Source organism: Mesobacillus sp., from assembly GCF_057785455.1.
In genome coordinates this window covers 63,286-88,673 of sequence record NZ_JBYNSB010000061.1, presented here as the reverse complement: position 1 = coordinate 88,673, position 25,388 = coordinate 63,286, and the positions used below count along the sequence as shown (strand labels likewise).

22 protein-coding genes are annotated in these 25,388 nt (G+C 34.4%); all 22 read left to right on the top strand.

Going from position 1 to position 25,388, the window contains the following annotated elements:
- Positions 1 to 192 precede the first annotated feature (192 nt).
- The 22 genes from AC3EBE_RS22755 (at position 193) to AC3EBE_RS22650 (ending at position 25,387) form a co-directional block, all read left to right on the top strand.
- Entirely contained in the window at positions 193 to 2,238 is a 2,046-nt protein-coding gene (locus tag AC3EBE_RS22755; protein ID WP_488597313.1) for an S-layer homology domain-containing protein, read from the top strand.
- Between the two features lie 279 nt (positions 2,239 to 2,517).
- Positions 2,518 to 3,255 (top strand): YveK family protein, encoded by a 738-nt coding sequence (locus AC3EBE_RS22750; protein ID WP_488597312.1) that lies wholly within the window; start codon positions 2,518 to 2,520, stop codon positions 3,253 to 3,255.
- The gene (locus AC3EBE_RS22745) at positions 3,248 to 3,946 is read left to right on the top strand and encodes a CpsD/CapB family tyrosine-protein kinase (protein ID WP_488597311.1); all 699 of its coding nucleotides are present in this window, start codon (positions 3,248 to 3,250) and stop codon (positions 3,944 to 3,946) included. Before AC3EBE_RS22750 ends, AC3EBE_RS22745 begins: the two co-directional genes overlap by 8 nt.
- A 112-nt stretch (positions 3,947 to 4,058) precedes the next feature.
- On the top strand, positions 4,059 to 4,823 hold the full coding sequence (locus AC3EBE_RS22740; protein WP_488597310.1) for a tyrosine-protein phosphatase: 765 nt from the start codon (positions 4,059 to 4,061) through the stop codon (positions 4,821 to 4,823).
- A gap of 295 nt (positions 4,824 to 5,118) precedes the next feature.
- Complete coding sequence (locus tag AC3EBE_RS22735; protein WP_488597309.1) at positions 5,119 to 6,939, top strand: polysaccharide biosynthesis protein; 1,821 nt, start codon at positions 5,119 to 5,121, stop codon at positions 6,937 to 6,939.
- A gap of 60 nt (positions 6,940 to 6,999) precedes the next feature.
- On the top strand, positions 7,000 to 7,881 hold the full coding sequence (gene galU / locus AC3EBE_RS22730; protein WP_488597308.1) for a UTP--glucose-1-phosphate uridylyltransferase GalU: 882 nt from the start codon (positions 7,000 to 7,002) through the stop codon (positions 7,879 to 7,881).
- A gap of 310 nt (positions 7,882 to 8,191) precedes the next feature.
- On the top strand, positions 8,192 to 8,827 hold the full coding sequence (locus tag AC3EBE_RS22725) for a sugar transferase (RefSeq protein WP_488597307.1): 636 nt from the start codon (positions 8,192 to 8,194) through the stop codon (positions 8,825 to 8,827).
- Positions 8,824 to 9,675: an NAD-dependent epimerase/dehydratase family protein gene (locus tag AC3EBE_RS22720; RefSeq protein ID WP_488597306.1), complete on the top strand. Its 852-nt coding sequence runs from the start codon at positions 8,824 to 8,826 to the stop codon at positions 9,673 to 9,675. The genes AC3EBE_RS22725 and AC3EBE_RS22720 overlap by 4 nt, the downstream gene beginning before the upstream one ends.
- A 1-nt stretch (position 9,676) precedes the next feature.
- Positions 9,677 to 10,783, top strand: a complete 1,107-nt coding sequence (locus AC3EBE_RS22715; protein ID WP_488597305.1) for a glycosyltransferase family 4 protein — start codon at positions 9,677 to 9,679, stop codon at positions 10,781 to 10,783.
- Positions 10,764 to 11,336, top strand: a complete 573-nt coding sequence (locus AC3EBE_RS22710; RefSeq protein ID WP_488597304.1) for an acyltransferase — start codon at positions 10,764 to 10,766, stop codon at positions 11,334 to 11,336. Before AC3EBE_RS22715 ends, AC3EBE_RS22710 begins: the two co-directional genes overlap by 20 nt.
- 21 nt (positions 11,337 to 11,357) lie before the next feature.
- Positions 11,358 to 12,518: a glycosyltransferase gene (locus tag AC3EBE_RS22705; protein WP_488597303.1), complete on the top strand. Its 1,161-nt coding sequence runs from the start codon at positions 11,358 to 11,360 to the stop codon at positions 12,516 to 12,518.
- Between the two features lie 496 nt (positions 12,519 to 13,014).
- Complete coding sequence (locus tag AC3EBE_RS22700) at positions 13,015 to 14,079, top strand: EpsG family protein (RefSeq protein WP_488597302.1); 1,065 nt, start codon at positions 13,015 to 13,017, stop codon at positions 14,077 to 14,079.
- A 6-nt stretch (positions 14,080 to 14,085) separates the two neighbouring features.
- Positions 14,086 to 15,297, top strand: a complete 1,212-nt coding sequence (locus AC3EBE_RS22695) for a glycosyltransferase family 4 protein (protein ID WP_488597301.1) — start codon at positions 14,086 to 14,088, stop codon at positions 15,295 to 15,297.
- A 74-nt stretch (positions 15,298 to 15,371) separates the two neighbouring features.
- On the top strand, positions 15,372 to 16,511 hold the full coding sequence (locus AC3EBE_RS22690; protein ID WP_488597300.1) for a glycosyltransferase: 1,140 nt from the start codon (positions 15,372 to 15,374) through the stop codon (positions 16,509 to 16,511).
- 1 nt (position 16,512) lies between these two features.
- Positions 16,513 to 17,886 carry a lipopolysaccharide biosynthesis protein gene (locus AC3EBE_RS22685; protein ID WP_488597299.1) on the top strand — a complete coding sequence of 458 codons (1,374 nt, stop codon included), beginning with the start codon at positions 16,513 to 16,515 and terminating at the stop codon, positions 17,884 to 17,886.
- Positions 17,879 to 18,904, top strand: a complete 1,026-nt coding sequence (locus AC3EBE_RS22680) for a polysaccharide biosynthesis protein (RefSeq protein ID WP_488597298.1) — start codon at positions 17,879 to 17,881, stop codon at positions 18,902 to 18,904. Before AC3EBE_RS22685 ends, AC3EBE_RS22680 begins: the two co-directional genes overlap by 8 nt.
- Before the next feature lie 28 nt (positions 18,905 to 18,932).
- Complete coding sequence (locus AC3EBE_RS22675) at positions 18,933 to 20,042, top strand: capsular polysaccharide biosynthesis protein CapF (RefSeq protein ID WP_488597297.1); 1,110 nt, start codon at positions 18,933 to 18,935, stop codon at positions 20,040 to 20,042.
- Between the two features lie 3 nt (positions 20,043 to 20,045).
- On the top strand, positions 20,046 to 21,173 hold the full coding sequence (wecB, locus tag AC3EBE_RS22670) for a non-hydrolyzing UDP-N-acetylglucosamine 2-epimerase (protein WP_488597296.1): 1,128 nt from the start codon (positions 20,046 to 20,048) through the stop codon (positions 21,171 to 21,173).
- A 104-nt stretch (positions 21,174 to 21,277) separates the two neighbouring features.
- Positions 21,278 to 22,654, top strand: coding sequence for a UDP-glucose dehydrogenase family protein (locus AC3EBE_RS22665; protein WP_488597295.1), 1,377 nt, complete (start codon positions 21,278 to 21,280; stop codon positions 22,652 to 22,654).
- Positions 22,629 to 23,663 carry an SDR family NAD(P)-dependent oxidoreductase gene (locus AC3EBE_RS22660; RefSeq protein ID WP_488597294.1) on the top strand — a complete coding sequence of 345 codons (1,035 nt, stop codon included), beginning with the start codon at positions 22,629 to 22,631 and terminating at the stop codon, positions 23,661 to 23,663. Before AC3EBE_RS22665 ends, AC3EBE_RS22660 begins: the two co-directional genes overlap by 26 nt.
- Positions 23,664 to 23,730: 67 nt before the next feature.
- On the top strand, positions 23,731 to 24,768 hold the full coding sequence (locus tag AC3EBE_RS22655; protein ID WP_488597293.1) for a hypothetical protein: 1,038 nt from the start codon (positions 23,731 to 23,733) through the stop codon (positions 24,766 to 24,768).
- Positions 24,752 to 25,387 (top strand): hypothetical protein, encoded by a 636-nt coding sequence (locus AC3EBE_RS22650; protein WP_488597292.1) that lies wholly within the window; start codon positions 24,752 to 24,754, stop codon positions 25,385 to 25,387. The genes AC3EBE_RS22655 and AC3EBE_RS22650 overlap by 17 nt, the downstream gene beginning before the upstream one ends.
- Position 25,388 lies beyond the last annotated feature (1 nt).

The window sequence follows — 25,388 nt, the reverse complement described above, 5'->3', positions numbered from 1 at the left end:
CATTTAAATATTACCATAAATATACCGATAAAAGGAACGTATTCTAAAAAAAGGTTATAGGAAAATTCTACAAATTAGCAAATTCCGTTGTATCTGGTAAATTAATCTAGTATTATAGTCTCATGTTGAAAAGACTCTATTACATAGAGAAAACGATAGATAGAGCCAATAATCTTAACGGGGGAAACAGAATTGAAAAGGTATCCATTCAGCAACAAGACGATTACAGCCATTTTGGCAGCATCCATTGCCTTAACGCCATTGGCACCTGCAGGAGTATTTGCACAGGGTTCGACAACATCAACTGTTCAGGTAGCAAGTGAATCTACTGCCATTGACCGTGTTACATTGATTTACAGCAAGCTGACAAATGACCAGAAAGTGGTCTTTAATTTAGCGGCTGAAAAATTAAAGGATTTTAACTCAGCAGATTGGCAAGCTGTGCTATTGGACGAAGTAGAAGCTAAGGTTGGCAACAAGGCAGAAACAATTGCAAAAGAACTGTCTCTTCTAGTTTATGGAGCGACTGACTCTAATCTTTCAGAGAGAGTCCAGGCATTCAAGGATTCTCAGGCAGGACTAGATTTTGAAAGCCTCACAAACCCAACTGGAAAACCGGACAAGACAATCGATTTAATCTTTGATTTCCTTGTTGATGCAGAAAAAGAACTATGGAAGAAGTCTCCTTCTTATGTATTCTCTACACCAGTTGACCAAGTAGCAGCAGAAATCCGTACTGAACTGATTAAACAATCTAAATATGCTGACCTTAACAGCAGACTGAATACAAATGTAGGAACAAATCTTGAAGGTATCTTCACAATGAAAGACAATATCAATAATCGTTTAGTCAGCAACAAAGGCATGACAACCGATCAAATTGGTATTTTACGAGATGCCTTCATTGATGCAGCTTTCCTTGCGGGAAACCCTAACGATGGCGGAACAACTCTTCCAGGCGGCGGCGGTGGCGGAACACTTCCTCCAGTAGATCCAGGTAACCCTGATCCAAATGTTATCGAACTTCCAGAAGGCGCAGCAGAAGTAGTAAAAGAAAAGAACCCTTCCGGAATGGTAGAAGTAGTAACAAAAGTCGTTCCTGAAAAGGTAGCAGAAATCGTAGCGTTACTTACAGCTGAAAAGAACACAATCGAAGTTGTTCTTGAAACTCCAGCAGCTGGTGAAGAAGTAAAGGCTCAGGTCCCAGCTTCACTATTCACAGAAGCAGCAAAGAAAAACAGCAAGGCTGTAGTAGCAATCTCTACACCTGAAGCATCCTACAAACTGCCTGTATCTGAAATTAACGTCGCTGCCCTTGCAGCTAAACTAGGCACAACAGCTGACAATGTGAAGATCAATATCTCTGTCAACGTTGTAAACAAGAATGTAGCAGGTGTGAAGAAAGTATCTGATGTCATTGACTTCACAATTGAAGCAGTAGCAGGCACTAAGAAAGAATACATCTCAACATTCTCAACATATGTTGAGCGTGAAATCGTCGGCGACACTGACTTCAACAAAGAAAAGTCAGTAGCAGTAAGATTGAATGCTAATGGAACTTTCTCTGCTATCCCGACTATATTCGATGGCAAAACAGCAACAATCAAGTCATTGACAAACTCTGAGTACACGATCGTCGAAAACAGCAAGACATTCAAGGATGTTAAGAGCGGCTGGGCGAAGGAATACATTGAAACACTTGCATCCAAGTACATCGTGTACGGAAAAGCAAATGGCGAATACGAGCCAGGCAAGCACATGACTCGCGCGGAATTCGCGGTTCTGCTCGTTCGTGCTCTTGGTCTTCCAACTGAAAAGTATGATGGAAAGTTCAAGGACGTAAACGGAATCGAATGGTTCGCGAAAAATGGAGAACTGACTGCAGCAGTTAAGTACGGCGTAATCCAGGGGAAGGGCGATGGCACCTTCGCTCCGAACGAAAAAATCACTCGTGCTCAGGCAGCAGCTATGATCGAGCGTGCAATGAAGATCTCATTTGTGAAGTATGACTTCAGCCAATTGGATAAAACGAAGACACTGAAAAACTTTAAAGATGCTAACCAAATTGGCTCTTGGGCAAAAGCAGGTGTTGAAGCGGTTTACCAGGCAGGCATCGTAAAGGGTAAAGGCGACGGCACATTCAATCCAACTGGTTACACTCAGCGTAACGAAATGGCAGCAATCCTTGCTAACTTCCTTGTAAGTGCAGAACTGCTTGACGATACATTCAGCGAGTAATGTAAAAGATATTTCCCGCAACAGACTATTAACCTGTTGCGGGATTATTTATGAAAAAGCCTTTATGTAAAATATGCCAATTCGACAAATTCCCTTCAAATTAATGGGAAAATGCGGTTAAATTAAATAGTTAACATTTATATGACAAGATTATCAGTAATGTTTCAATTGTGCCTGAGGAATGGACAATTTACATAAAATTCGACATAATTCCCCATGCATTTATGCTTTAATATGATATAGTACTAGTTATTGATTTTTTATACACAGGAGGAAGCAATGGAAGAGACGATAAGTTTAAAAGAACTGCTCGGTACCTTAAGAAAACGCCTCTGGCTCATTTTGTCCATTACTATAATGGCAACACTGGTGAGCGGAATCATCAGTTATTTCTTCTTAACCCCAATCTATCAGGCTTCGACACAAATTCTAGTTAATCAGAAAAAGAGCGATCAGGCAGTCTATAATCCAGGTGAGGTACAGACAAACCTGCAATTAATCAACACATATAACGTTATTATCAAAAGTCCGGCAATCCTTGAGTTAGTAATCGAGGAACTGGACCTGGAAATGACTTCACAAGAGTTAAGCAGCTTCATTACAGTTGGAAGCGAAAAGGACTCACAAGTAGTCAACATTTCTGTCCAAAATGCCGATAAAGAATTAGCAGTGGATATTGCCAACACAACGGCACAGGTCTTCAAAAAAGAAATCACAAAAATCATGAACATCGATAACGTCAGCATTCTTGCTAAGGCAAATGACGTACAGACAGAGTCACCAATCAAACCAAAGCCGCCACTAAACATTGCAATCGCATTAGTAGTCGGTTTGATGGCAGGTGTGGGACTTGCATTTCTATTAGAATATTTTGATAACACGGTAAAAGATGCACAGGATATTGAACGCACGCTGGGACTTCCGGTTCTTGGGGTCATCTCAGTCATCGATGACAAGCAAATGGCGGCGATCAAGGAGAAAAAGGCACAACAAAGAGGTGAAGTGAGCAATGGCTAAAAAGAAGAAAAATTCATTAGGCAATTCGCAAAGAAGTCTCATCACCTTCGTTGATCCAAAATCACCGATTTCTGAGCAATACCGGACAATCAGGACGAATATTGAGTTTTCATCAGTGGACAAAGAAATCAAAACGTTGATGGTTACTTCACCAGGTCCAGCAGAAGGAAAATCAACGACGGCTGCCAACCTGGCTGTGGTTTTTGCGCAGCAGGCCAAGAAGGTCCTCCTTGTTGATACCGACTTGCGTAAACCGACCGTGCATTATACATTCAACCAGAACAATACTTTTGGTCTGACCTCCGTGCTTTCAAAGCAAAGATCTCTATCTGAAACAGTCAACCTTACTGACCAGCCATACCTATCTGTTCTGACAAGCGGACCGATTCCGCCAAATCCTGCCGAATTATTAGGCTCAAAGGCGATGGAACAATTCCTTGAAGAAGCAAAACAAGAGTATGATGTAGTTCTATTCGACACTCCACCGGTCTTGGCAGTAACGGATGCACAAATTCTAGCTAATCGATCTGATAGTGTTCTTCTTGTCGTTTATAGCGGAAAAACGGAAATGGAAGAAGCAACCAAGGCGAAAGACCTATTAACAGCTGCGAAAGGCAAGCTATTAGGTATGGTTCTTAACCATAAAAAGCTGCAAAGCTCGGACTACTATTATTATTATGGCAACAAATAACCCTCATTCGACAATGATTCGACAAAATACACCCATTTACCCACGTGGGGTATAATGGTAATATAGTAAAAGACCTATAAAAGTGACAATTTTTTGGAAATGAGGGGTTGGAATGATAGATTTGCATTGTCATATACTTGCAGGAATAGACGATGGTGCACAAACGATGGCGGACAGTCTCGAAATGGCCCGCGCTGCAGTAAATGAAGGAATCCAGACAATCGTCGCAACTCCTCACCATAAAAATGGCAGATATGAAAATACAAAGCTTCAAATCATCGAGAAAACAGAGGAATTAAATAAAAAGCTTAAAGAGGAAAATATCCCGCTAGCCATCCTGCCTGGGCAGGAGCCGGCTATACACGGTGAATTGCTGACGGGGCTTACACTCGGAGAAGTCAGCACATTGAACCATACAGATTATATCTTCATCGAGCTGCCAGCTGGCCATGTACCACGCTATACAGAACAAATGATTTACGATCTCCAGGTGGAAGGGAAGATTCCGGTCATCGTTCACCCAGAACGAAACCAGGAAATTACCGAGCGTCCGGACATCCTTTATAAATTGGTGAAGAACGGCGCATTATCGCAATTAACAGCTTCAAGTGTTAGCGGAAAGTTTGGTAAAAAAATCAAAAGTTTCTCAGAACAATTAATTGATGCAAACCTGGTTCATTTCATCGCTTCAGACGCTCACAACACAAATAGACGCGGATTCCACATGGTGCACGCTTACGACAATATTGATACCCGTTATGGTGTTGATATGGTGTATTTATTTAAGGAGAATGCAGAATTACTCGTTCAGGGGAAAAACGTATATAAAGAAGTGCCGCAGCATGTGAAAAAGAAAAAATTCCTTGGACTCTTCTAGAACACATCAAGAATTAAAATACTTCTTTGTCAGATAGAAACTGACCGGCGATGCCTCCTACCCGTTACCCATGGAGGCACTCGATCATGCTGTGGGATGCTGGGATAGCAGGCCTTAGACACTTGAGTTGTCGATAGCATGATGTGAGGGCGGGTTAGATGCCCATTTTAACTTAATACAATACAAATAGATATCTAATGAGAGTATATGTAAAGACACGTGTATTTTCATTAGATATTTATTTTGCCAGGGGACTTTAGCAAGATAAAGTGAAGATTGATATAGGGGGATATTGATGAGCTATCATAAGCGTTTATTATTATTGTCAGGACTTGATTCAGTTATTGTGTTTGCTGCAGTTTACATCAGTTACATACCACTTCACCCAACGGCCGATACCATTCATGTCATAAATATTTTTTACAGTGCCCTTGTTCTTCTAATGTGTCACCATATTTTTGCAGCTATGTTCCTCCTGTACAATAAAGCATGGGAGTATGCAAGCGTCGGAGAATTAGTCGGAATTACAAAATCAGTTACTCTTTCAATACTGATGCTGACCTTGTTCCAATTTATCATGGATTATAACGTTTATGGCCGAGTTCTCTTTAGTACATGGACGCTGCTGATCCTAATGATTGGCGGAAGCCGTTTCTGGTGGCGAATCACTCGTGACCGTTTCATCAAAGCGGATAAAAATATGACTCAGGTTTTAATCATTGGCGCTGGACAAGCAGGAACACTTGTTGCAAGACAGCTAAAAAACAACCGTGATTTAGGTTTGATGCCCGCAGCATTCATTGACGATGACCCAAACAAATACAAGCTGCATATCCTTGGTATTCCGGTAGCGGGCACAAGTAAGGATATTGCTGTAGCAGTTGAAAAATATAAGATTGATAAAATCGTCATTGCGATTCCTTCATTAAATAAGAAGCAATTGACGCGAATTTTTGAAGAATGTTCTAAAACAAAAATTAAACCGCAAATCATGCCCAAAATAGAAGACGTCATGCTTGGGAAGACACCAGTCAGCCAATTCCGTGATGTTGAAGTAGAGGATTTGTTGGGGCGGGATCCTATCAAACTCGATATTGAAGGTATTTCAGAGTATATTTCAGGTAAAACCGTTCTTGTAACTGGTGCAGGTGGATCAATCGGATCGGAAATTTGCCGGCAGATTTGCCCGTTCAAACCCGAGAGATTAGTGCTGGTAGGGCATGGTGAGAACAGTATATATACGATTGATATGGAACTGCGTAACCAATACGGCCAGGAGATTGAGATCATCCCGGTGATAGGGGATGTACAGGACCGTGAGAGAATGTTCGAAGTAATGGTAGAGTACTCACCGGATGTTGTATATCATGCTGCTGCTCATAAGCATGTGCCTTTGATGGAATACAATCCGAGGGAAGCTGTTAAGAATAACGTGTTTGGAACAAAGAACGTAGCAGAAGCAGCAGACACATTCGGAGTTGGAACATTTGTCCTTGTATCTACAGACAAGGCAGTAAATCCAACGAACATCATGGGGTCAACAAAACGAATTGCTGAAATGATCATTCAATCGCTTGCGCAGACAAGTAAGACCAAGTTTGTAGCTGTTCGTTTTGGGAACGTACTTGGAAGTCGTGGTAGTGTTATCCCTTTGTTTAAAAAGCAGATCCAGGCTGGTGGGCCGGTTACCGTTACACATCCTGATATGACACGTTACTTTATGACGATTCCTGAAGCTTCGCGGTTGGTTATTCAGGCTGGATCACTGGCTCGTGGTGGAGAGATTTTTGTACTTGATATGGGTGAACCGGTTAAAATTACGGACTTAGCTAAAAACTTAATAAGACTCTCTGGATATTCAATTGAGGAAATCGGTATCCATTATTCTGGCTTGAGACCTGGGGAGAAGATGTTTGAAGAGTTGTTAAATGAAAATGAAATCCATCCTGAGCCAATTTTTCCTAAGATTTTTATTGGAAGGGCTGTTTTAGAACAACAGGAGGAAGTGGAGTTCTTAATAGATCGTTTTGAGAACTTTAGTGCACCTCAATTAAAAGAATATGTGATTAACCTTGCCAATAGAAGAAAGAACCGTGTGTATCTAGTAGCAAAGTAACACGATATTATAGAAGAAACTAGGTACAGATAAAAAAGCATTATGAAACGGGGAGCGGGAATGAAAAAAGTAAGGAAGGCGATTATTCCAGCAGCAGGATTGGGAACACGCTTCTTGCCGGCGACAAAAGCGATGCCAAAAGAAATGCTTCCAATCGTTGATAAGCCGACTATCCAGTACATAGTGGAAGAGGCGATTGCATCAGGAATAGAAGATATCATTATTGTCACGGGTAAAGGGAAGCGTGCAATCGAAGACCACTTCGATTTTGCCCATGAGTTAGAACAGAATCTGATAGAAAAAGGAAAGTTGGATATTCTAGAGAAGGTTCGTTATTCAACGAATCTTGCAGACATTCATTATATTAGACAAAAAGAACCAAAGGGACTTGGACATGCTGTTTGGTGTGCACGTAATTTCATTGGTGACGAGCCTTTCGCGGTATTGCTTGGTGACGATATAGTTCAGAGTGAAAACCCATGTCTACGCCAACTGATTGATCAGTATGAACAGACCCATTCATCGGTTATCGGTGTACAGACTGTGCCTGAAGATGAGACTCACCGATATGGGATTGTGGAACCGTCGATTCAAACTGGCAGAAGATATCAGGTTGAGAATTTCGTCGAAAAGCCAGGACCTGGAAAAGCGCCTTCTAATCTTGCCATTATGGGAAGATATATTTTAACTCCTGAGATTTTCATGTTTCTGGACCAGATGGAAACAGGTGCTGGTGGCGAGATTCAGCTGACAGACGCAATTCAGAAGTTAAATCAAATCCAACGGGTATTTGCTTATGATTTTGAAGGCAAGCGTTATGATGTTGGAGAGAAGATTGGGTTTGTGAAGACAACTTTGGAGTTCGCGTTACAAGATGTTGAACTTCGATCAGAATTATTATCTTATCTTGATGAGGTATTGACGAAGGAAAAGGTTAAATAAAATTTATTTACCCGGGTTCATGTTAACTTTATTGGACCCGGGGTGTTTTTTTGAGATTTGGATTCCCTTGAATTTACTAGATAGGTCCATGGATAATTCGATGGAGTGCGTGTAAACGGAATGGAAAGGGATTTCCATTTTTATAGTGGATATCTATTTATTATTTGGTTGTGTGATTGAATAAATATTATGGGATGGATAAAGTACTAGATTATTTAGTAGTTTAGAAGTTAGTTGGAAAGTTAGGAAAAAAGGAGCTATCCAATTAAGTTCTAACATACTAAATGATTATTCAAGGAGTGTTACAGGCATGTATATGAAAATAAAGAGATTGATAGATATCATTCTTTCTTTAATTGGACTTATTGTTTTATCACCTTTTTTTTTAGTTCTTCTTATCGCTATTAAAATTGATTCAAGAGGTCCGGTACTTTTTAAGCAAAAGCGTGTTGGAATCAATAAAACACATTTCAATATATTGAAGTTCCGTACTATGAGAATAGATACACCTAAGGACACTCCAACTCATTTATTAGATAACCCAGAACAATACATTACTAAGATGGGTAAGTTCTTAAGGAAAACTTCTCTTGATGAACTGCCTCAAATTTGGAATATCTTTGTTGGAGATATGAGCATTATTGGGCCTAGACCAGCGCTATGGAATCAATATGACTTGATTGCTGAACGAGATAAGTATGGAGCAAATGATGTTCCACCTGGGCTCACTGGATGGGCACAGATTAATGGTCGTGACGAGCTTCCGATTGAGGATAAGTCCAAGTTGGATGGTGAGTATGTTGAAAGAATTAGTCTCTGGATGGATGCAAAGTGCTTTTTTGGTACCATTGTTAGTGTTGTAAAAAGTGACGGTGTTGTTGAAGGTGGGACTGGAGCTACAGCGAAGAAAGAAATCGCGAGTAGTAAGGAGAGTATTTCCAAATGAAAAAAATACTGATAACAGGTAAAAACAGCTATGTGGGTATGAGCCTAGATAAATGGCTAGGAAACTATCCTGATAGATATTCAATAGATTCGATTAGTTTAAGAGACGTTACGTGGAGGGAGAGCGACTTCTCAGAGTATGATGTGGTGTTTCATGTGGCTGGTATAGCACATATAAAGGAAACGAGAGAAAATGCACATCTCTATTATAAAGTGAACCGTGATTTGGCATACGAAGTTGCGCAAAAGGCAAAAATTGAAGGTGTTAAGCAGTTCATATTCCTTAGTTCCATGAGTGTTTATGGAATTGAGAGTGGTGTGATTGATGAAAACTCTCCTCTTAAACCTAAAAGTAATTATGGAAAGTCTAAGCTTGAAGCTGAAGAGTTGATCACAAATTTAGAGGATTGTGTTTTTAAAGTTGCAATTTTACGCCCGCCTATGATTTATGGTAAGGGGTGTAAAGGTAATTATAACAAATTAGCAAAATTTGTACTAGGAACACCTGTTTTTCCTGATATAGCCAATAATCGTAGTATGATTTATATCGATAATTTGTCGGAATTTGTAAAGTGCGTAGTTGATAATTGTGATCATGGTTTGTTTTTTCCACAGAATGATGACTATGTGAGCACAAGTGAAATGGTTGAATTAATTGCAAAGGTACACGGGAAGAAAATCTTATTAACTAGTTTATTTAATCCTTTATTAAACTTAATGAAGAATAAGAGTACATTTAAAAAAGTATTCGGAAGCTTAGTATATGACAAAAGTTTATCTAAATATAGAGATATTCAATTTAAAAACTATATTGGTTTTAAGGAATCAATAATATTGACGGAGGATTAAGATGAAAAAAGTAGTAATACTATCCAACCATCATGCATATACGTATAACTTCCGTAAAGAGATTATACAAAGGCTTATTGATGAACACTATAAAGTTTATGTTGTTCTACCTTATGGTGAGAAGGTAGAACTTTTGAAAGAAATGGGATGTGAGTTTATAGATTTACCTCTTGACAGACGAGGAATGAATCCTATAACTGATTTAAAATTACTTTTAAATTATCACAAAATCATTAAACACATTAAACCTGATGCTGTTTTATCTTATACTGTAAAGCCAAATATATATGGCGGGATAGTTTGCAGGTTTTTAAATGTTCCTTTTTTTCCTAATGTTACTGGTCTCGGATCTGCAGTTGAAAATGAAAGTGTAATACAGAAGGTACTGGTGCAAATGTATAAATTTGCATATAAGAAAGCAAGTTGTATATTTTTTCAAAATGAAGAAAACCAACAGTTTTTCAAAAATAAGAGAATCACAATTAAAAAATCAAGAATTATCCCTGGGTCTGGTGTAAATACACAGTATTTTTCATTAATACCTTACCCATCTGATGAAACGATAGAATTTGTATTTATATCTAGGATCATGAAGGAAAAAGGCATAGATCAATATTTAAAGGCTGCTGAATTCATTAGAGGAAAGTATCCAAATACGAAATTTCATGTTCTTGGATTTTGCGAAGAGGATTATGAACAAAAACTTCAGGAGTTACACGATAAAGGAATAATACATTATCACGGAATGCAGAGCGATGTTCGAGAGTTTCATAAGATATCCCATTGTACAATTCATCCTACTTACTATCCTGAGGGAATGTCTAATGTGCTTTTAGAGAGTGCTGCATCTGGTAGACCAGTAATTACAACAAATAGAAGTGGGTGCAGAGAGATTGTAGATGATGGTGTAAATGGTTATATTGTAGAACAGCAAAACAGCAAAGATCTCATCGAGAAAATAGAGGCGTTTTTAACATTAAATTATGAACAAAAAATTGAGATGGGTCTAGCTGGTAGAAAAAAAGTGGAGAATGAATTTGATAGGAACATTGTAGAAAATGCATATATTGAGGAAATAGAGAGGGTAATTGGGGAAAAAAATGATTAGGTATATAAGAGCGGGTTTCTATATAATTTATTCTTTAGTAAGATTTTATTGTATAAAATTATTTCATTTGAATGGATTTGAATTTTCTTTATTAAATTTAATTTCGCCATTTACTGAGATTGATATAGATAAGAACTCAAAGCTATCTTTAGGTAAAAAGGTAAACTTTAAAAGTGGTTCTAAACTAAAGGTACGAAAAGGCGCTAAAATAAAAATCGGAAGAAATACTTTTCTTAACCATGGATGTTTGTTAGTGGCTCATGAGAAAATAGTAGTTGGAAATAATGTGCAATTAGGACCTAATGTGCTAATTTATGATCATGATCACGATTTCAAAAAAAAGGAAGGCTTAAAAGATTTGCAATATAAAACATCTCCGGTTGAAATAGGAGATAATGTTTGGATTGGAGCTAATACAGTAATTTTAAGAGGAACAAAAATTGGCGATAATTGTGTGATAGGTGCTGGAAGCGTAATTAAGGGAGAGTTTCCGAATAGTTCTATAATTATTCAAAAGAGAGAAAATAAAGTCTTGCCTTATCAATTTGAATAATAAAAAGGAGATCATTGCCAAATGAGTTTAGGAACTATCATATATACTGGAGGATTTGAACTTCCAGATAAAGATGCAGCAGCTCATAGAGTATTAAATAATGCCAAAGTTCTTCGAGAATTAGGATATGACGTTGTTTTTATAGATGTAAATAGAGACACAAAAGTAAAAAAAGTACTTGAGTATAAAAATCTTCAAGGATTTAATGTATGGTCTAGGAAGTTTCCTGACTCTATAGCGGGTTGGCTTGGATATTTAACAAGTATTAGTGAAGTTAAAAAAGTTATTAATAAATATACCAATGTAAAAGCTGTTATATGTTATAACTATCAGTCAGTCTCATTATATAACTTAATGAAATATTGTAAAAAGAAAAATATAAAAATACTTGCTGATTGTACTGAGTGGTACGAGGATAAACGACTTATAAAGAAATTGGATACTGATTTTAGAATGCAGTTTCTTCATAAACATGTAGACGGAATAATTTGCATAAGCAAATATCTTGAAAGTTATTATTCAAATTATGTAAATACAGTAGTTATTCCCCCTTTAGTAGATTTTGAAGAAAAGAAATGGCAACTTAAGGTACAGAAAATAAACGATGAGAAAATTCATTTTGTATATTCCGGAAGTCCAGGTAAACATAAGGACAAGTTGAATTATATTATTGAAGCATTTAATAACATTATAAAAGAAGTAACGAATTTCGAATTTACAATAATAGGAATTACAAAAGAACAATACTTAAGATATTATCCTGAACATATTAATATTATTAATAACATGGATGGATGCATAAATTTTAAAGGTAGAATAAGTCATGAACAAAGTTTAAAATTTGTAAAGGCTGCAGACTTTCAAATTTTTATACGTGAAAATAAAAGAGTAAATAATGCTGGTTTCCCTACAAAATTTGTAGAGAGTATGGCCTGTGGAACGCCAGTAATTACAACTAATACAAGTGATTTAGATAATTACTTATTAATTGGAAAGAATGGTTACTTTATAGATAGTGATGATAATAAAGATCTTGAAAACACCTTACAAACGATAATGAATATGAAACCTGACCAAATCAGTGAAATGAAAAAATATAGTGGTAATTATACGGTCTTTAGTTATAAAAATTTTGTCAGACCATTCGAATCGTTTTTAGAAAATGTGATAAAAAAGGGATAATATAAAGAGAATTCGCTTTTAATTACTGGGTGCATAGTATTTTTTGCAAATTCCGTAATAAAATGATTTCTTTAATATAAAAAATTTCAAATTTCTCTCGTGATGAGAAAGTAAGATGACATGAAGAAGCTTTTAAAAATCATGAATTTGATAATAGAGATAAAAAGGTGAAAGCCAGAAAAAGTAGGCAAAAAGGGGAGTATATTGATTTCGTAAGATTAAAATAGGTTTGATACAGCAGGTTTTCCGACAAATTAGCTAAAAGTTTTTTATGGTAATCCAGTATTAAATCCTTGTAATAATATTTCGATAATTACACGATAAATGATTTTGTTGCAAGGTATTCTTCCTTTGAAGTGTTAGCAGAGGCATCCTTATAGAGATAAAATGATACTTTAAAGCAAATACATGATTTAGTATAGTGGATGTCAATTTATAGGTAAGATTGAGGATAATAATTAAAAATTTCAGACTCGAAGGTTAGAAAGGTGTATAAATGGCATACTACTTTTTATTAATTTTTTTATGGGGGCTAGTAGGATTTATAGTTCAAACTGACAATAACTTGATGAAAAATAGAAGTGTAATCTATCTGTTTTTTGGAAGTGTGAGTTTAATATTAATCATGGGATTGAGGGATGAAACTGTTGGTACAGATATTATAAGTTATAAAAATGAATTTGGAAATGCAGCTTATTATTTAAATAACTTATTAAGACCAACGGAATTAGGATATTCCTTTTTCAACAACCTTATTAATTCTATGGGATTTGATTTCCAAATGTATTTATTAATAGTATCTATTATTATAATTGGTTCAATATCCTTACTATATTATAAATTCTCAAAAAATGTGCTAATGAGTTTTTATCTCCATTTCACAATTGGATTATTTGCAATGTCCATGACCGGAATACGACAGATCTTAGCTGTTTCTATAACAATCATTGCGTTTATTTTTCTTATGAAAAATAAAAAATTATTATTTATTTTATTTACAGGTTTAGCATATACCTTTCATAATTCAGCTATTGCATTTTTAATAACGTTCTTTTTAAAAAATATTAAGATTACTAAGAAATCCGGATTCATTATTTTTGGTATAGCAAGTTTAATGTTCTTTATAAGAGGGTGGTTAACTATTATTGTGCAATATTTAACCCCAGATAAATATCTAAGATATTTAGAAATATCATTTGATACTAATATTAATCCTATGGTTATTTTGGCGAACATGGCAATTCCATTAGCATGTTTATTGTTTTGGCCAAAAAGTAGTGACGGTAAAGAAAGTAATATTTTATCAGTAATATTTATTTTATCATGTATAAATTTTTTAATTTCATTTCTTTCAGTAGATTTAAAATATTTATCTAGAATATCATTTTATTTTATGGTATATAATACCGTTCTTATTCCAAATGTAATAAATAATATAAGAAGCAAAGAAATAAAAATTATTGCAATGATATTATGTATATTTTTTCCATTAGTTCAATTTAGCATGGTTACCCCGGGAAGTAGTTTTGGAATCGATAATTATAAATTTTTTTGGGAATGATAGAATATGAAAAAGAAAATATTAATGATACACCACTCTGGATTAATAGGTGGTGGTAGTATAAGCTTTTTTAACGTCTGGAAAAGCCTAAATAAAAAATACGAGGTAATTGCATATGTCCCAAAGGATCCTCCCGATTTAAATAGGCTATTAACTGAAAATGGATTAACTCCAAAAACATTTCCATTTAAACTTGGAAAAATCACATACTATAGTGGTGGGAATAGTTGGTTGAATCCAAAATTTTGGTTTCACTTGCTTCATTCGTTAACACAAATTCCCTATTGGAAAAAAGTTATCACATATGAGCAACCGGACCTGGTGATTATTAATTCTAAAGTTCTCTGTTGGATGGGGCTTTTATTCAAAAATACTAAAAGTGTATGTTTTGTAAGGGAAACAGTAAAAGGAAATCCTGAAAATTTTATTAATAGATTAATGAAGAGATTGTTAGAAAATTTTACTTTGGTATCTTTTTTATCTAATTATGATTTACAGCAGACCGGATTAGTTAAAGCACAATCTATAGTTTCTACAGATTACTTAAATGAGGACAGATATGAAGATACTCTTGGAAGAGTGAAGGCATGTCAACAACTAAATATTAGTGATAGTAACTTCAATATTTTATTTGTCGGTGGAATAAATAGATTAAAAGGAATTGATATTGCTATTCAGGCAATTAATATACTAAAAAATAAAAAAATATGCCTAATTGTTGCTGGTAATGAGAAAGATATAGAGGTTAATAAAGCTAGTTTAAAAGGGAAAATTAAAAATATCCAAAATAGAAAATCTATCGAGTTTTTTAAATATGTAAAGAGTTATATTGAAAAGCATGGTCTTGAAAATAAGATAAAATTTATCGGAATTCAAACAGATATGTCTATTTCTTACTCTGCATCAGATATATTAATTTTTCCAATGAAACAACCACATCAAGCAAGACCTGCATTTGAAATCGGAGTACAAAAAAAGCCTGTCGTGATTTCAAATTTTGAAAACATTAAAGAATTTGTTGTTGATGGAGTTAATGGATTAATTTTCAACCCTAATAATCCTAAAGATTTGGCAGAAGCAATTCTAAAGTTGATGAATAATCAACAGTTATTAAAAGAATTAGGTGAAAAAAATTACGAGCATACAATAAAGTACCATACAGAGGGTTATTCAATGAAAATATTATCTGAGAAAATAGATGAAACTATTTGTAAGTAGTAGTTAGCCGAGCGGTTTATATATTATTACGCAATTAATTTGTTTTCAAAATGTAGAATTAAGGTGAGGCTTTTATGAATTATAAGGATATTAAATATATCGGATTTTATGATGTATCAAATAGTGAGGAAAACCGTAATTCAAACTTATCGGCCACTAATAAGATGGACTATATTATTTCTAAGTTAAATCAATTAGGATATGATGTTGATTTAGTTTCACCATCTTGGACAAATAACAACCAATATTACAAAGGGAAACGAATAGAAATTAATAAGAAGAATTCGCTAATTTTGCCACCTACATTACCTTGGAAAGGGTTTTTAAAAGTCCTTAGTGTATTGTTTTCTCAATTATGGCTGTTTTTTCACTTATTATTTTATACAAAAAAAGATGAAGAGGTTATTGCATATCATTCTTTGTTACTAATGTACCCTTTGTATTATGCTAAGAAAATTAAAGGTTTCACCTTGATACTAGAGGTTGAGGAAGTTTATCAGGATGTTAGAAAAACATCTAAAGCACTTTCGAATATGGAATATAAGCTTATTGAGTTAGCAGATAAATATATTTTTCCTACAGAAATGCTTAATGAGAAGCTAAATATAAATTATAAACCACACACTATTATATACGGAACTTACCAAGTAGAAAATGATAGAAAAAATAAGTTTAAAGATGGGAAGTTTCATATAGTATATGCCGGTACTTTTGATCAGCAAAAAGGAGGTGCTGCTGCTGCTGTTGCTGCTGCTGCCTACCTTTCTAAAAATTATCATGTGCATATTATTGGATTTGGTAATGAAAAGCAAAAGAAACAAATACAGGAATTAGTCTCTGAAATTAATAAAACGTCTGAATGTACAGTAACTTATGATGGGTTATTAAGGGGTGAAGAGTATATTAGATTTTTGCAGAGTTGTGATGTTGGGTTAAGCACTCAGATGCCAGATGCCAAATTCAATAATACTTCTTTCCCATCTAAAATACTATCATATATGGCTAATGGGTTGCGAGTGGTATCGGTACGAATAAAAGTAATAGAAATGTCTGCTATTGGAAATGCAGTTTATTACTATGAAGAGCAAACACCGGAATCTATTGCACAAGCTATTATGTCAATAAATTTAGAAGAACAGTCTGATAGCATAAGCCTGATAAAAAGACTTGATGTGAATTTTGTGAATAATATAAAGAAATTATTGGAGAACTAACATGCGCAAGCTCTCAAGGTTAAAAAGAATTATAGGAAGTAATGAAAATAATAAAGTTATATTAAAAAATGTATTAGGCGCCTTTTTAGTTAAAGGCGGAGCATTAATTATATCATTATTAACGATGCCTGCTTATATAAGATATTTTGATGATCAGCAAATACTTGGTCTATGGTTTACAATTTTATCGGTTTTAACCTGGATCCTTACATTTGATTTAGGAATTGGAAATGGACTACGTAATCACTTAGTACATGCTTTTGTTAAAAAAGATGACTTATTAGCAAAAAAGTATATTTCCTCTGCTTATATTGTTATTGGGGCAGTTGTAGCATTATTTTCATTATTAGCACTTATACTTTTTAAACTAATAGATTGGAATCTTATCTTTAATATTTCTCCTAATGTGATTTCAAAAGAAACGCTATATTTTACGGTTTGTATAGTATTTGGTGGAATAATGCTACAATTTTTATTCAAGCTAATTACATCCATACTTTATGCAATGCAAAAGTCTGCTCTTATTAACCTATTAAGTTTAATTACAAGTATTATTATATTAATTTATGTTTCGCTAGCGAAGTCTACAGATATATCCACTAATCTAATTTCGTTAGCGATTGTCTATCTTTTAGCAGTTAATATACCATTATTAATCACTACTATAGTAGTATTTACAACAAAATTGAAAAAGAGTAAGGCGAATATAAGGTATTTTGAGAAAAAGTATGCTAGTGATGTTATAAAATTAGGTGGAATTTTCCTTTGGGTCCAAATGATGTATATGGTTATTACAACCACAAATGAGTTCTTAATAACTTGGTTAGCTGGACCAGAAAAAGTTGTTGAATATCAAATCTATAATAAACTATTCACCTTAATAGGTACTATGTTTACTTTAGCATTAACTCCTATTTGGTCGGCGGTTACAAAAGCTCTTTCGGAAAAGAATTATAGTTGGATAAAGAAACTTTATAACACATTGAAATTAATGGCTTTATTCGCTGTTATATTACAATTTGCTATGATCCCATTCTTACAATTTGGTATTAATTTATGGCTTGGAGACAATTCAATACAAGTGAATTATTTTTATGCTACTGTCTTTGCATTGTCTGGCAGTATTTTTATTTGGAACGGAGTACTATCCAGTATTGTTAATGGACTGGGTGAACTTAGAACACAAAGTATATTTTTTACTATTGGAGCTATTATTAAAATTCCTCTTGCTTGGATCCTTGTAATGGCTCTTGAATCATGGATTGCTGTAATAATGGCCAATATTATTGCTATGAGTTTATATTGCATTGTGCAACCGTTCTTGTTAAATAGATTCTTAAATAATAAAGTATTAGGAGATGAAAATTATGTTTGAAAATAAAATATTATTAATATCAGGCGGAACAGGTTCTTTTGGCAATGCGGTAATGAAAAGGTTTCTAGATACAGATATAAAGGAAATTCGTATCTTTTCAAGAGATGAGAAGAAACAAGACGATATGAGAAAGCTTTATAAAAATGATAAATTAAAATTTTATATTGGTGATGTCAGAGATTTAGCTAGTATAAAAAATGCTATGCATGGAGTGGACTATATTTTTCATGCAGCGGCATTAAAACAGGTTCCATCATGCGAGTTCTTCCCTCTAGAAGCTGTTAAAACTAATGTGGTAGGAACAGAAAATGTATTAACAGCAGCTATTGAATATAACGTTAAAAAAGTAATTTGCCTTTCAACAGATAAAGCGGCTTATCCAATAAATGCGATGGGTATTTCAAAAGCAATGATGGAAAAAGTGTTTGTTGCTAAATCAAAAACTGTTGATCCAGATAGGACCCTAATTTGTGGAACTAGATATGGTAATGTGATGGCCTCACGTGGATCGGTTATACCGTTATTTATTGAACAAATTAAAAATGGTCAGCCTTTAACAGTAACGGATCCTAATATGACAAGATTTTTAATGAGTTTGGAAGAAGCAGTAGAATTAGTAGTGTTTGCATTTCATAATGCTGAGGCAGGGGATATTATGGTTCAAAAATCACCTGCTAGTACTATTGGAGATCTTGCTCAAGCTGTAAAAGAATTATTTAATGCAGATAATGAAATAAAAATTATTGGAACACGACATGGAGAAAAGCGTTATGAAACACTTCTTACCAAAGAGGAGTATGTAAAGGCGGAGGATTTACCTGGATTCTATAAAGTTCCTGCGGATCAAAGAGATCTTAACTATGATAAATATTTTGCTGAGGGCGATCAAAAACTTACTAGTGTGGAAGAGTATAATTCAGATAATACACAAATTCTTACGATTGAACAAATTAAAGAAAAACTACTTGAATTAGACTATGTACAAAATGAATTAAAAGAGTGGAATAAAAAAAGTTAACGTTATGAAATAAGGGTGGTTTTGTGGGATGAATATTCTGGTTACAGGAGCAAACGGGTTTGTAGGAAGAAACCTTATAGCAGAGCTAAAAAACAACGGCTATAATGATATTTTTGAGTTTACTAGAGAAAGTAATCCTTCACTACTTGAGAAGTATACAAAAGAATGTGATTTTGTCTTTCATTTAGCTGGGGTTAATAGGCCAAAAGATGAAAAGGAATTTATGGAAGATAATTTTGATTTAACATCTCAATTACTAGAATTATTAAAGGAACATAATAATAAAGCCCCTGTGCTTCTAACCTCTTCTATTCAAGCAGAAAAGGATAATCCATATGGAAGAAGTAAGAAAGCTGGAGAGGATTTATTATTAAATTATAATTATGAGACTGATACTAAAATATACATTTATCGGCTTCCCAATTTATTTGGTAAGTGGAGTAAACCAAATTATAATACAGTGGTAGCCACATTTTGCCATAATATTGCTAGTGGCTTAGATATACAGATTAATAACCCGGATGCAAAGCTTAATCTATGTTATATAGATGATGTGTTAGAAGAATTTATTAGAGCCCTAGAGGGAAGGCCAACTGTTCAGGGTGATTTCTGTGTTGTACCTGTAACACATAATATTAATCTTGGAGATTTAGCGGACCTTATAAAGAGTTTTAGAGAAAGCAGAACAAATTTAAGTATCCCTAATATGGAGGACGCTCTAACTAAAAAGCTTTATAGTACTTATTTAAGTTTTTTACCAGAAGATCAGTTTTCTTATGATCTTAAAATGAATTCAGATCACAGAGGCTCTTTTACAGAGTTTATAAGAACACCTGAAAGAGGACAAGTTTCTGTAAATGTATCAAAGCCAGGGATCACCAAAGGAAATCATTGGCATCATACTAAAAATGAGAAGTTTTTAGTTGTTAGTGGTGATGGCTTAATTCGCTTTAGAAAAATAGATTCTGATGAAATCATAGAATATAGAGTTAATGGAGAAAAATTGCAGGTTGTAGATATTCCTACTGGATATACCCACTCAATTGTAAACGTTGGAGAAAGTGATCTCGTTACAGTAATGTGGGCAAATGAATGTTTTGAACCAGAAAAGCCAGACACTTATTTTGTGGAGGTATAATTAATGAAGAAATTAAAAGTTATGACAGTTGTAGGTACTAGACCAGAGATTATAAGATTATCAGCTGTTATAAATAAATTAGAAGAATCAAATGCAATTGAACATACACTTGTCCATACGGGACAAAATTATGATTATGAATTGAACGAGGTGTTCTTTAAGGATTTTAATTTGAAAAAGCCAGACTATTTTCTTAATGCAGCTACAGGAACAGCAGTAGAAACTATTGGGAACATCCTAGTAAAAATTGATCCAATTATGGAAGAAGTAAAACCGGATGCATTCTTAGTGCTAGGAGATACAAATAGCTGCTTATGTGCTATTGCAGCTAAAAGACGTCAGATTCCTATATTCCATATGGAAGCGGGAAATAGATGTTTTGACCAAAGGGTGCCAGAAGAGACAAATAGAAAGATTGTTGATCATACAGCAGATATTAATTTGACATATAGTGATATTGCGAGAGAATATCTTCTTGGAGAAGGATTCCCTTCAGATAGAATTATTAAAACAGGAAGCCCTATGTTTGAAGTTCTAAACTCAAGAAAAAACGAAATAGAAAACTCAAATGTATTAGAAAGATTGGACTTAGAAGAAGGTAACTACTTTGTAATATCGGCTCATAGAGAAGAAAACATTAATTCTGATATCAATTTCTTAGATTTAGTTGATAGTTTAAATGCGATTGCTGAAAAGTATAATATGCCCGTAATTGTGAGTACACATCCTAGAACTAGAAAAATGATCGAGGCTAAAGGAATAGTATTTAATCCTTTAGTGAAAACATTGAAACCTTTAGGGTTTAATGATTATGTGAAACTTCAACAAAAAGCAAAGGCTGTTCTTAGTGATAGCGGAACAATTAGTGAAGAATCTTCTATTCTAGGGTTTAGGGCACTGAATATAAGACAAGCCCATGAGAGACCAGAGGCGATGGAAGAAGCATCTGTGATGATGGTTGGGTTAGGAAAAGAAAGAGTATTACAAGGACTTGAGGTGCTAGAAACTCAGGGTAAAAGTACATTAAAGCTTGTTGGAGATTATAGTATGCCTAATGTTTCAGATAAAGTACTACGAATAATATTATCTTATACTGATTATGTAAACAGAGTTGTTTGGAGGAAAAAGTAAAACTTGTAATTCTTCCTACAGTATACATCAGGCATATTGCGATTAGTAAAATAAGCAAAACAGCCTAATTAAATATTATTCAAAAAGTGAAGGAAGGCGTTACTATGTACAAAATAGCCGTGGCAGGAACAGGTTACGTCGGTTTAGTTGCAGGTGTTTGTTTTGCTGAAGTAGGCCATCAAGTAACCTGTGTAGATATAGATGAAAAAAAAGTAGAATTAATGAAATCTGGAGTTTCTCCAATTTATGAAACTGGATTAGAAGAGTTGATGAAAAAAAACTATTCTGCTGGTAGACTCGAGTATACAACCGACTTTAAATCAGCATACAAAGATGCTGATGCAATTTTTGTTGGTGTTGGGACACCTGAACAACCTGATGGTTCTGCAAATTTATCATACATTGCTACAGTTGCTAGGCAAATTGCTGAATCAGTAGAAAAAGATTGTCTAGTAGTAGTTAAATCGACCGTTCCAGTGGGAACGAATGATAAAGTAGAACAGTTTATTCAGGATTTTTTGGTTAATGATGTAAAAGTTGAAGTGGCATCTAACCCAGAATTTTTGGCACAAGGTTCAGCAGTTCACGACACTCTGCACGCAGAGAGAGTAATTATCGGGACAGAAAGTAAGTGGGCTGAAGAAAGGCTTATGAATATATATGAGCCATTTAATTTGCCTATCGTATCTGTTAATAGAAGATCTGCGGAAATGATTAAATATGCATCAAATGATTTCCTTGCATTAAAAATTTCTTATATGAATGATATAGCAAATTTATGTGAGTTAGTGGGTGCAGATATTCAAGATGTTGCAAGAGGAATGAGCTTTGATGATCGAATTGGCAGCAAGTTTTTAAATGCTGGAATTGGTTTTGGGGGATCTTGCTTCCCTAAAGATACTAAGGCTCTAGAAAATATTGCAAAACAGAATGGTTATGAGTTAAAAACAGTAAAAGCAGCAATTGATGTTAATATAGAACAAAAGACAATTTTATATAAAAAGGCTAGCAAAAGACTCATAACATTTAATGGTCTTAAGGTAGCTGTTCTTGGATTGACTTTCAAACCTGGTACGGATGATTTGAGAGAGGCTGCTTCCCTTGAGAATGTTCCTTTGCTATTGGAACAAGGTGCAGATATCTATGCGTTCGATCCAGTTGGGGCAGAAAACTTTGCTAAAGTATATCCTGAAGGTAAAAATGGCAAAGGTAGCATCAAATATGTTTCAAATATTGACCAAGCTTTAATTGATGCGAATGTTTGCTTCATCTTTACTGAGTGGGGAGAAGTAAAAGAAGTAAAACCTGTAGCTTACAATAAGTTAATGAGAACTCCTTTAGTATATGACGGAAGAAATATTTATAAAGTGGATGATATGAGAGAAGCAGGGGTAGAGTATCATTCTATTGGAAGAGCACCCGCTACACGTGAAAGTTTAAAGGAGTCGAAAAGTGTTGAATCTCAAACCACTAGATCCTAATAAGACATACCTGATTACAGGTGCAGCTGGTTTTATTGGTTATTACTTGTCTAAGAAACTATTAGAACAGGGCTGCAAAGTAGTTGGGATTGATAACCTTAATGATTACTATGATGTAAATCTTAAGCATGCAAGATTGCAGCAGCTTGAACCGTTTAAGGAGTTTATCTTCATTAAGACCGATATCTCAGATAAGGCGGCAGTCAATAATGTTTTTGAAGAGTATAAGCCTAATGTGGTAGTAAATTTAGCTGCCCAGGCCGGTGTTCGATATTCCATTGAAAATCCAGATGTATATATCCAAAGTAATATCATTGGATTTTATAATATACTGGAGGCTTGCAGGCATTATCCAGTTGATCATTTAGTATATGCATCTTCGAGCTCGGTATATGGAGCAAACAAAAAGGTTCCGTTTGAAGAGACCGATTTCGTTGATCAACCAGTATCACTTTATGCATCTACTAAAAAATCAAATGAATTAATGGCTCACACATATAGCCACCTATATAAGATACCTGCTACAGGCTTACGCTTCTTTACAGTATACGGACCGATGGGAAGACCAGATATGGCGTACTTTGGATTTACAGATAAGTACTTTGCTGGAGAGGCTATCCAAATTTACAACAACGGTGATTTCGACAACGATCTTTATCGTGATTTTACGTATGTAGATGACATTGTAGTTGGGATAGAACGACTAATTACCGCTCCTCCTGTAGGTACTGATACTGTTCCTCATAGAGTATTTAATATAGGGAATAACAGTCCAGAAAAGTTAATGACGTTTATTGGAGCTCTGGAGAAAGCATTAACTAATGCTCTTGGTAGAGAAGTATTATTTGAGAAAGTTTTCGAACCAATTAAACCAGGGGATGTTCCGGCAACTTATGCATCTACTGATTTACTGCAGCAGGCTGTTGGGTTTAAGCCTGAGACTTCTATTGAGGAAGGGTTGCAGAGTTTTGCGGATTGGTATGTGGAGTATTATAAAAAGAAAGCCTAGAAATATTTAAAAAAGCCCCCTTTTTAGGGGGCTTTTTAAACTTAATTATGGAGAGGAGTTATTTACTTTGGGAACAAAAATAGTTAATCTGGCAAATTTTAATTGCACTTTTAATGTTAATAAAGAAATTTATCCAATGATAAACTACTTTGATCATTATATTTTCCCGGCCTTAACCAGTAAGCGTTATGTAAGGGAAACTAAAAGTGCCTCATATTACTTGGATAATGTGCAATTAGTAAACTTGTCAAACGATAATGAAAAGAAAGAGTTGGCTCTAATTGGTCAACACGTAAAAAGGGTTAAGCTTGAAATTAAGAATGATTATAGTCTGGAGGAAGGTTTTGTACATATTGGACAACAAACATATAGTGCTCCTTTTTCTACCTTCATTTTAGTTCTTAGAAACCATAGAGTAATTCATTTTAAGGACCAAAAAGGAAGTCCAGAATTACAAAGCCTATCTCCAACAATAAAGCATTTCTTAAATCAATATAGGAAGGAAATAATAAATAAGGAAAGAAAAGAATTAAGCCCTATATTTATTCCGGAATTTATGGAGTTTAAAGGGACAAAGTTGGAATTCCTAAGTAATTTTGTCTTCCCAAAACCAGAGATTAATATTGTTCCCATTCCCTCACCTTCGATTGTACAAGATAAGATGAAGTCCATTAAGAAAATCTATTCTGTTAATTATAGAGTTTATGCACTTAATTCAGAATTGGATATGTCTGGTTTTTTAACAGCTGTAAGGACGGCAGCTGAAGCTTATGATTCACCTTCTGGTCAAGTATCATTTTCCGGTCCTAAAAATATTGAAGAAGTCACCCAATCGTTAGAAGAATCTCAAGGTATGGCGGACTTCACTTTAAAAGGGAAAACGGGTACAGAAAAAGTTATATTGAAACCTGAACAATTGACTGAAAATATCGAATTGGATGTTAGCGAAACAAACGGTATCGAGTATCAAACATTAGAAGTTTATGAAAAAGTGAAAGATAGAGAAGAAATTAGTGAAGCTAGTCCAGAGAATCAGCAAAATTTTGATAAATACTTAACTGGCCAATATTTCTGGATGGGTGATCTTGATGGGAAACTTAGATAGTAAAGAAGAAAAGACTTTTTGGGATGTTGGTAAAAAGTCATTATGTATCTTTTATAATAATAAAAAAAGGAATCTTCTTTTTTACTTTGTAATAATGGCAATATTTAATTTTGTTGGCAGTAAAATTATAAACTTAAATGATACCATTTTAGTCCTAGATAAATTTGTTTATGTTTTATTAGGTGTATTATCGGCTGTCTTGGGGTTTTTGATTGCTGGTTTTGCATTATACGTTACCTTAGGCAATCGAGATTTAACTTATTTTCTTTTATTACATAAAAACAAAAAATATAATTTATCTCAATTTCATACGAATTTAATATATTTTTTTGAACCCTTTATAATAGTTGGGATTACCCTAATAATTTCTATTATCTTATATATAAATATTTTAATGCTAAATACGGGTCAACACCTAATCCTGCAACAATACAAGAATTTATTTAGCTATATTTTAGGGGTATATTTCTTTTTAATTTTTCTTAGTACAATATCAATTAAGGATTTCATATTTAATGTTTATCAAATTGCTAGAATCCAAGGCGATATAACCTTACTCATTAAGGAGTCACCATATGATGTTGATGAGATAGCCAAAAGATTAAAAGAGAAAATTTAAA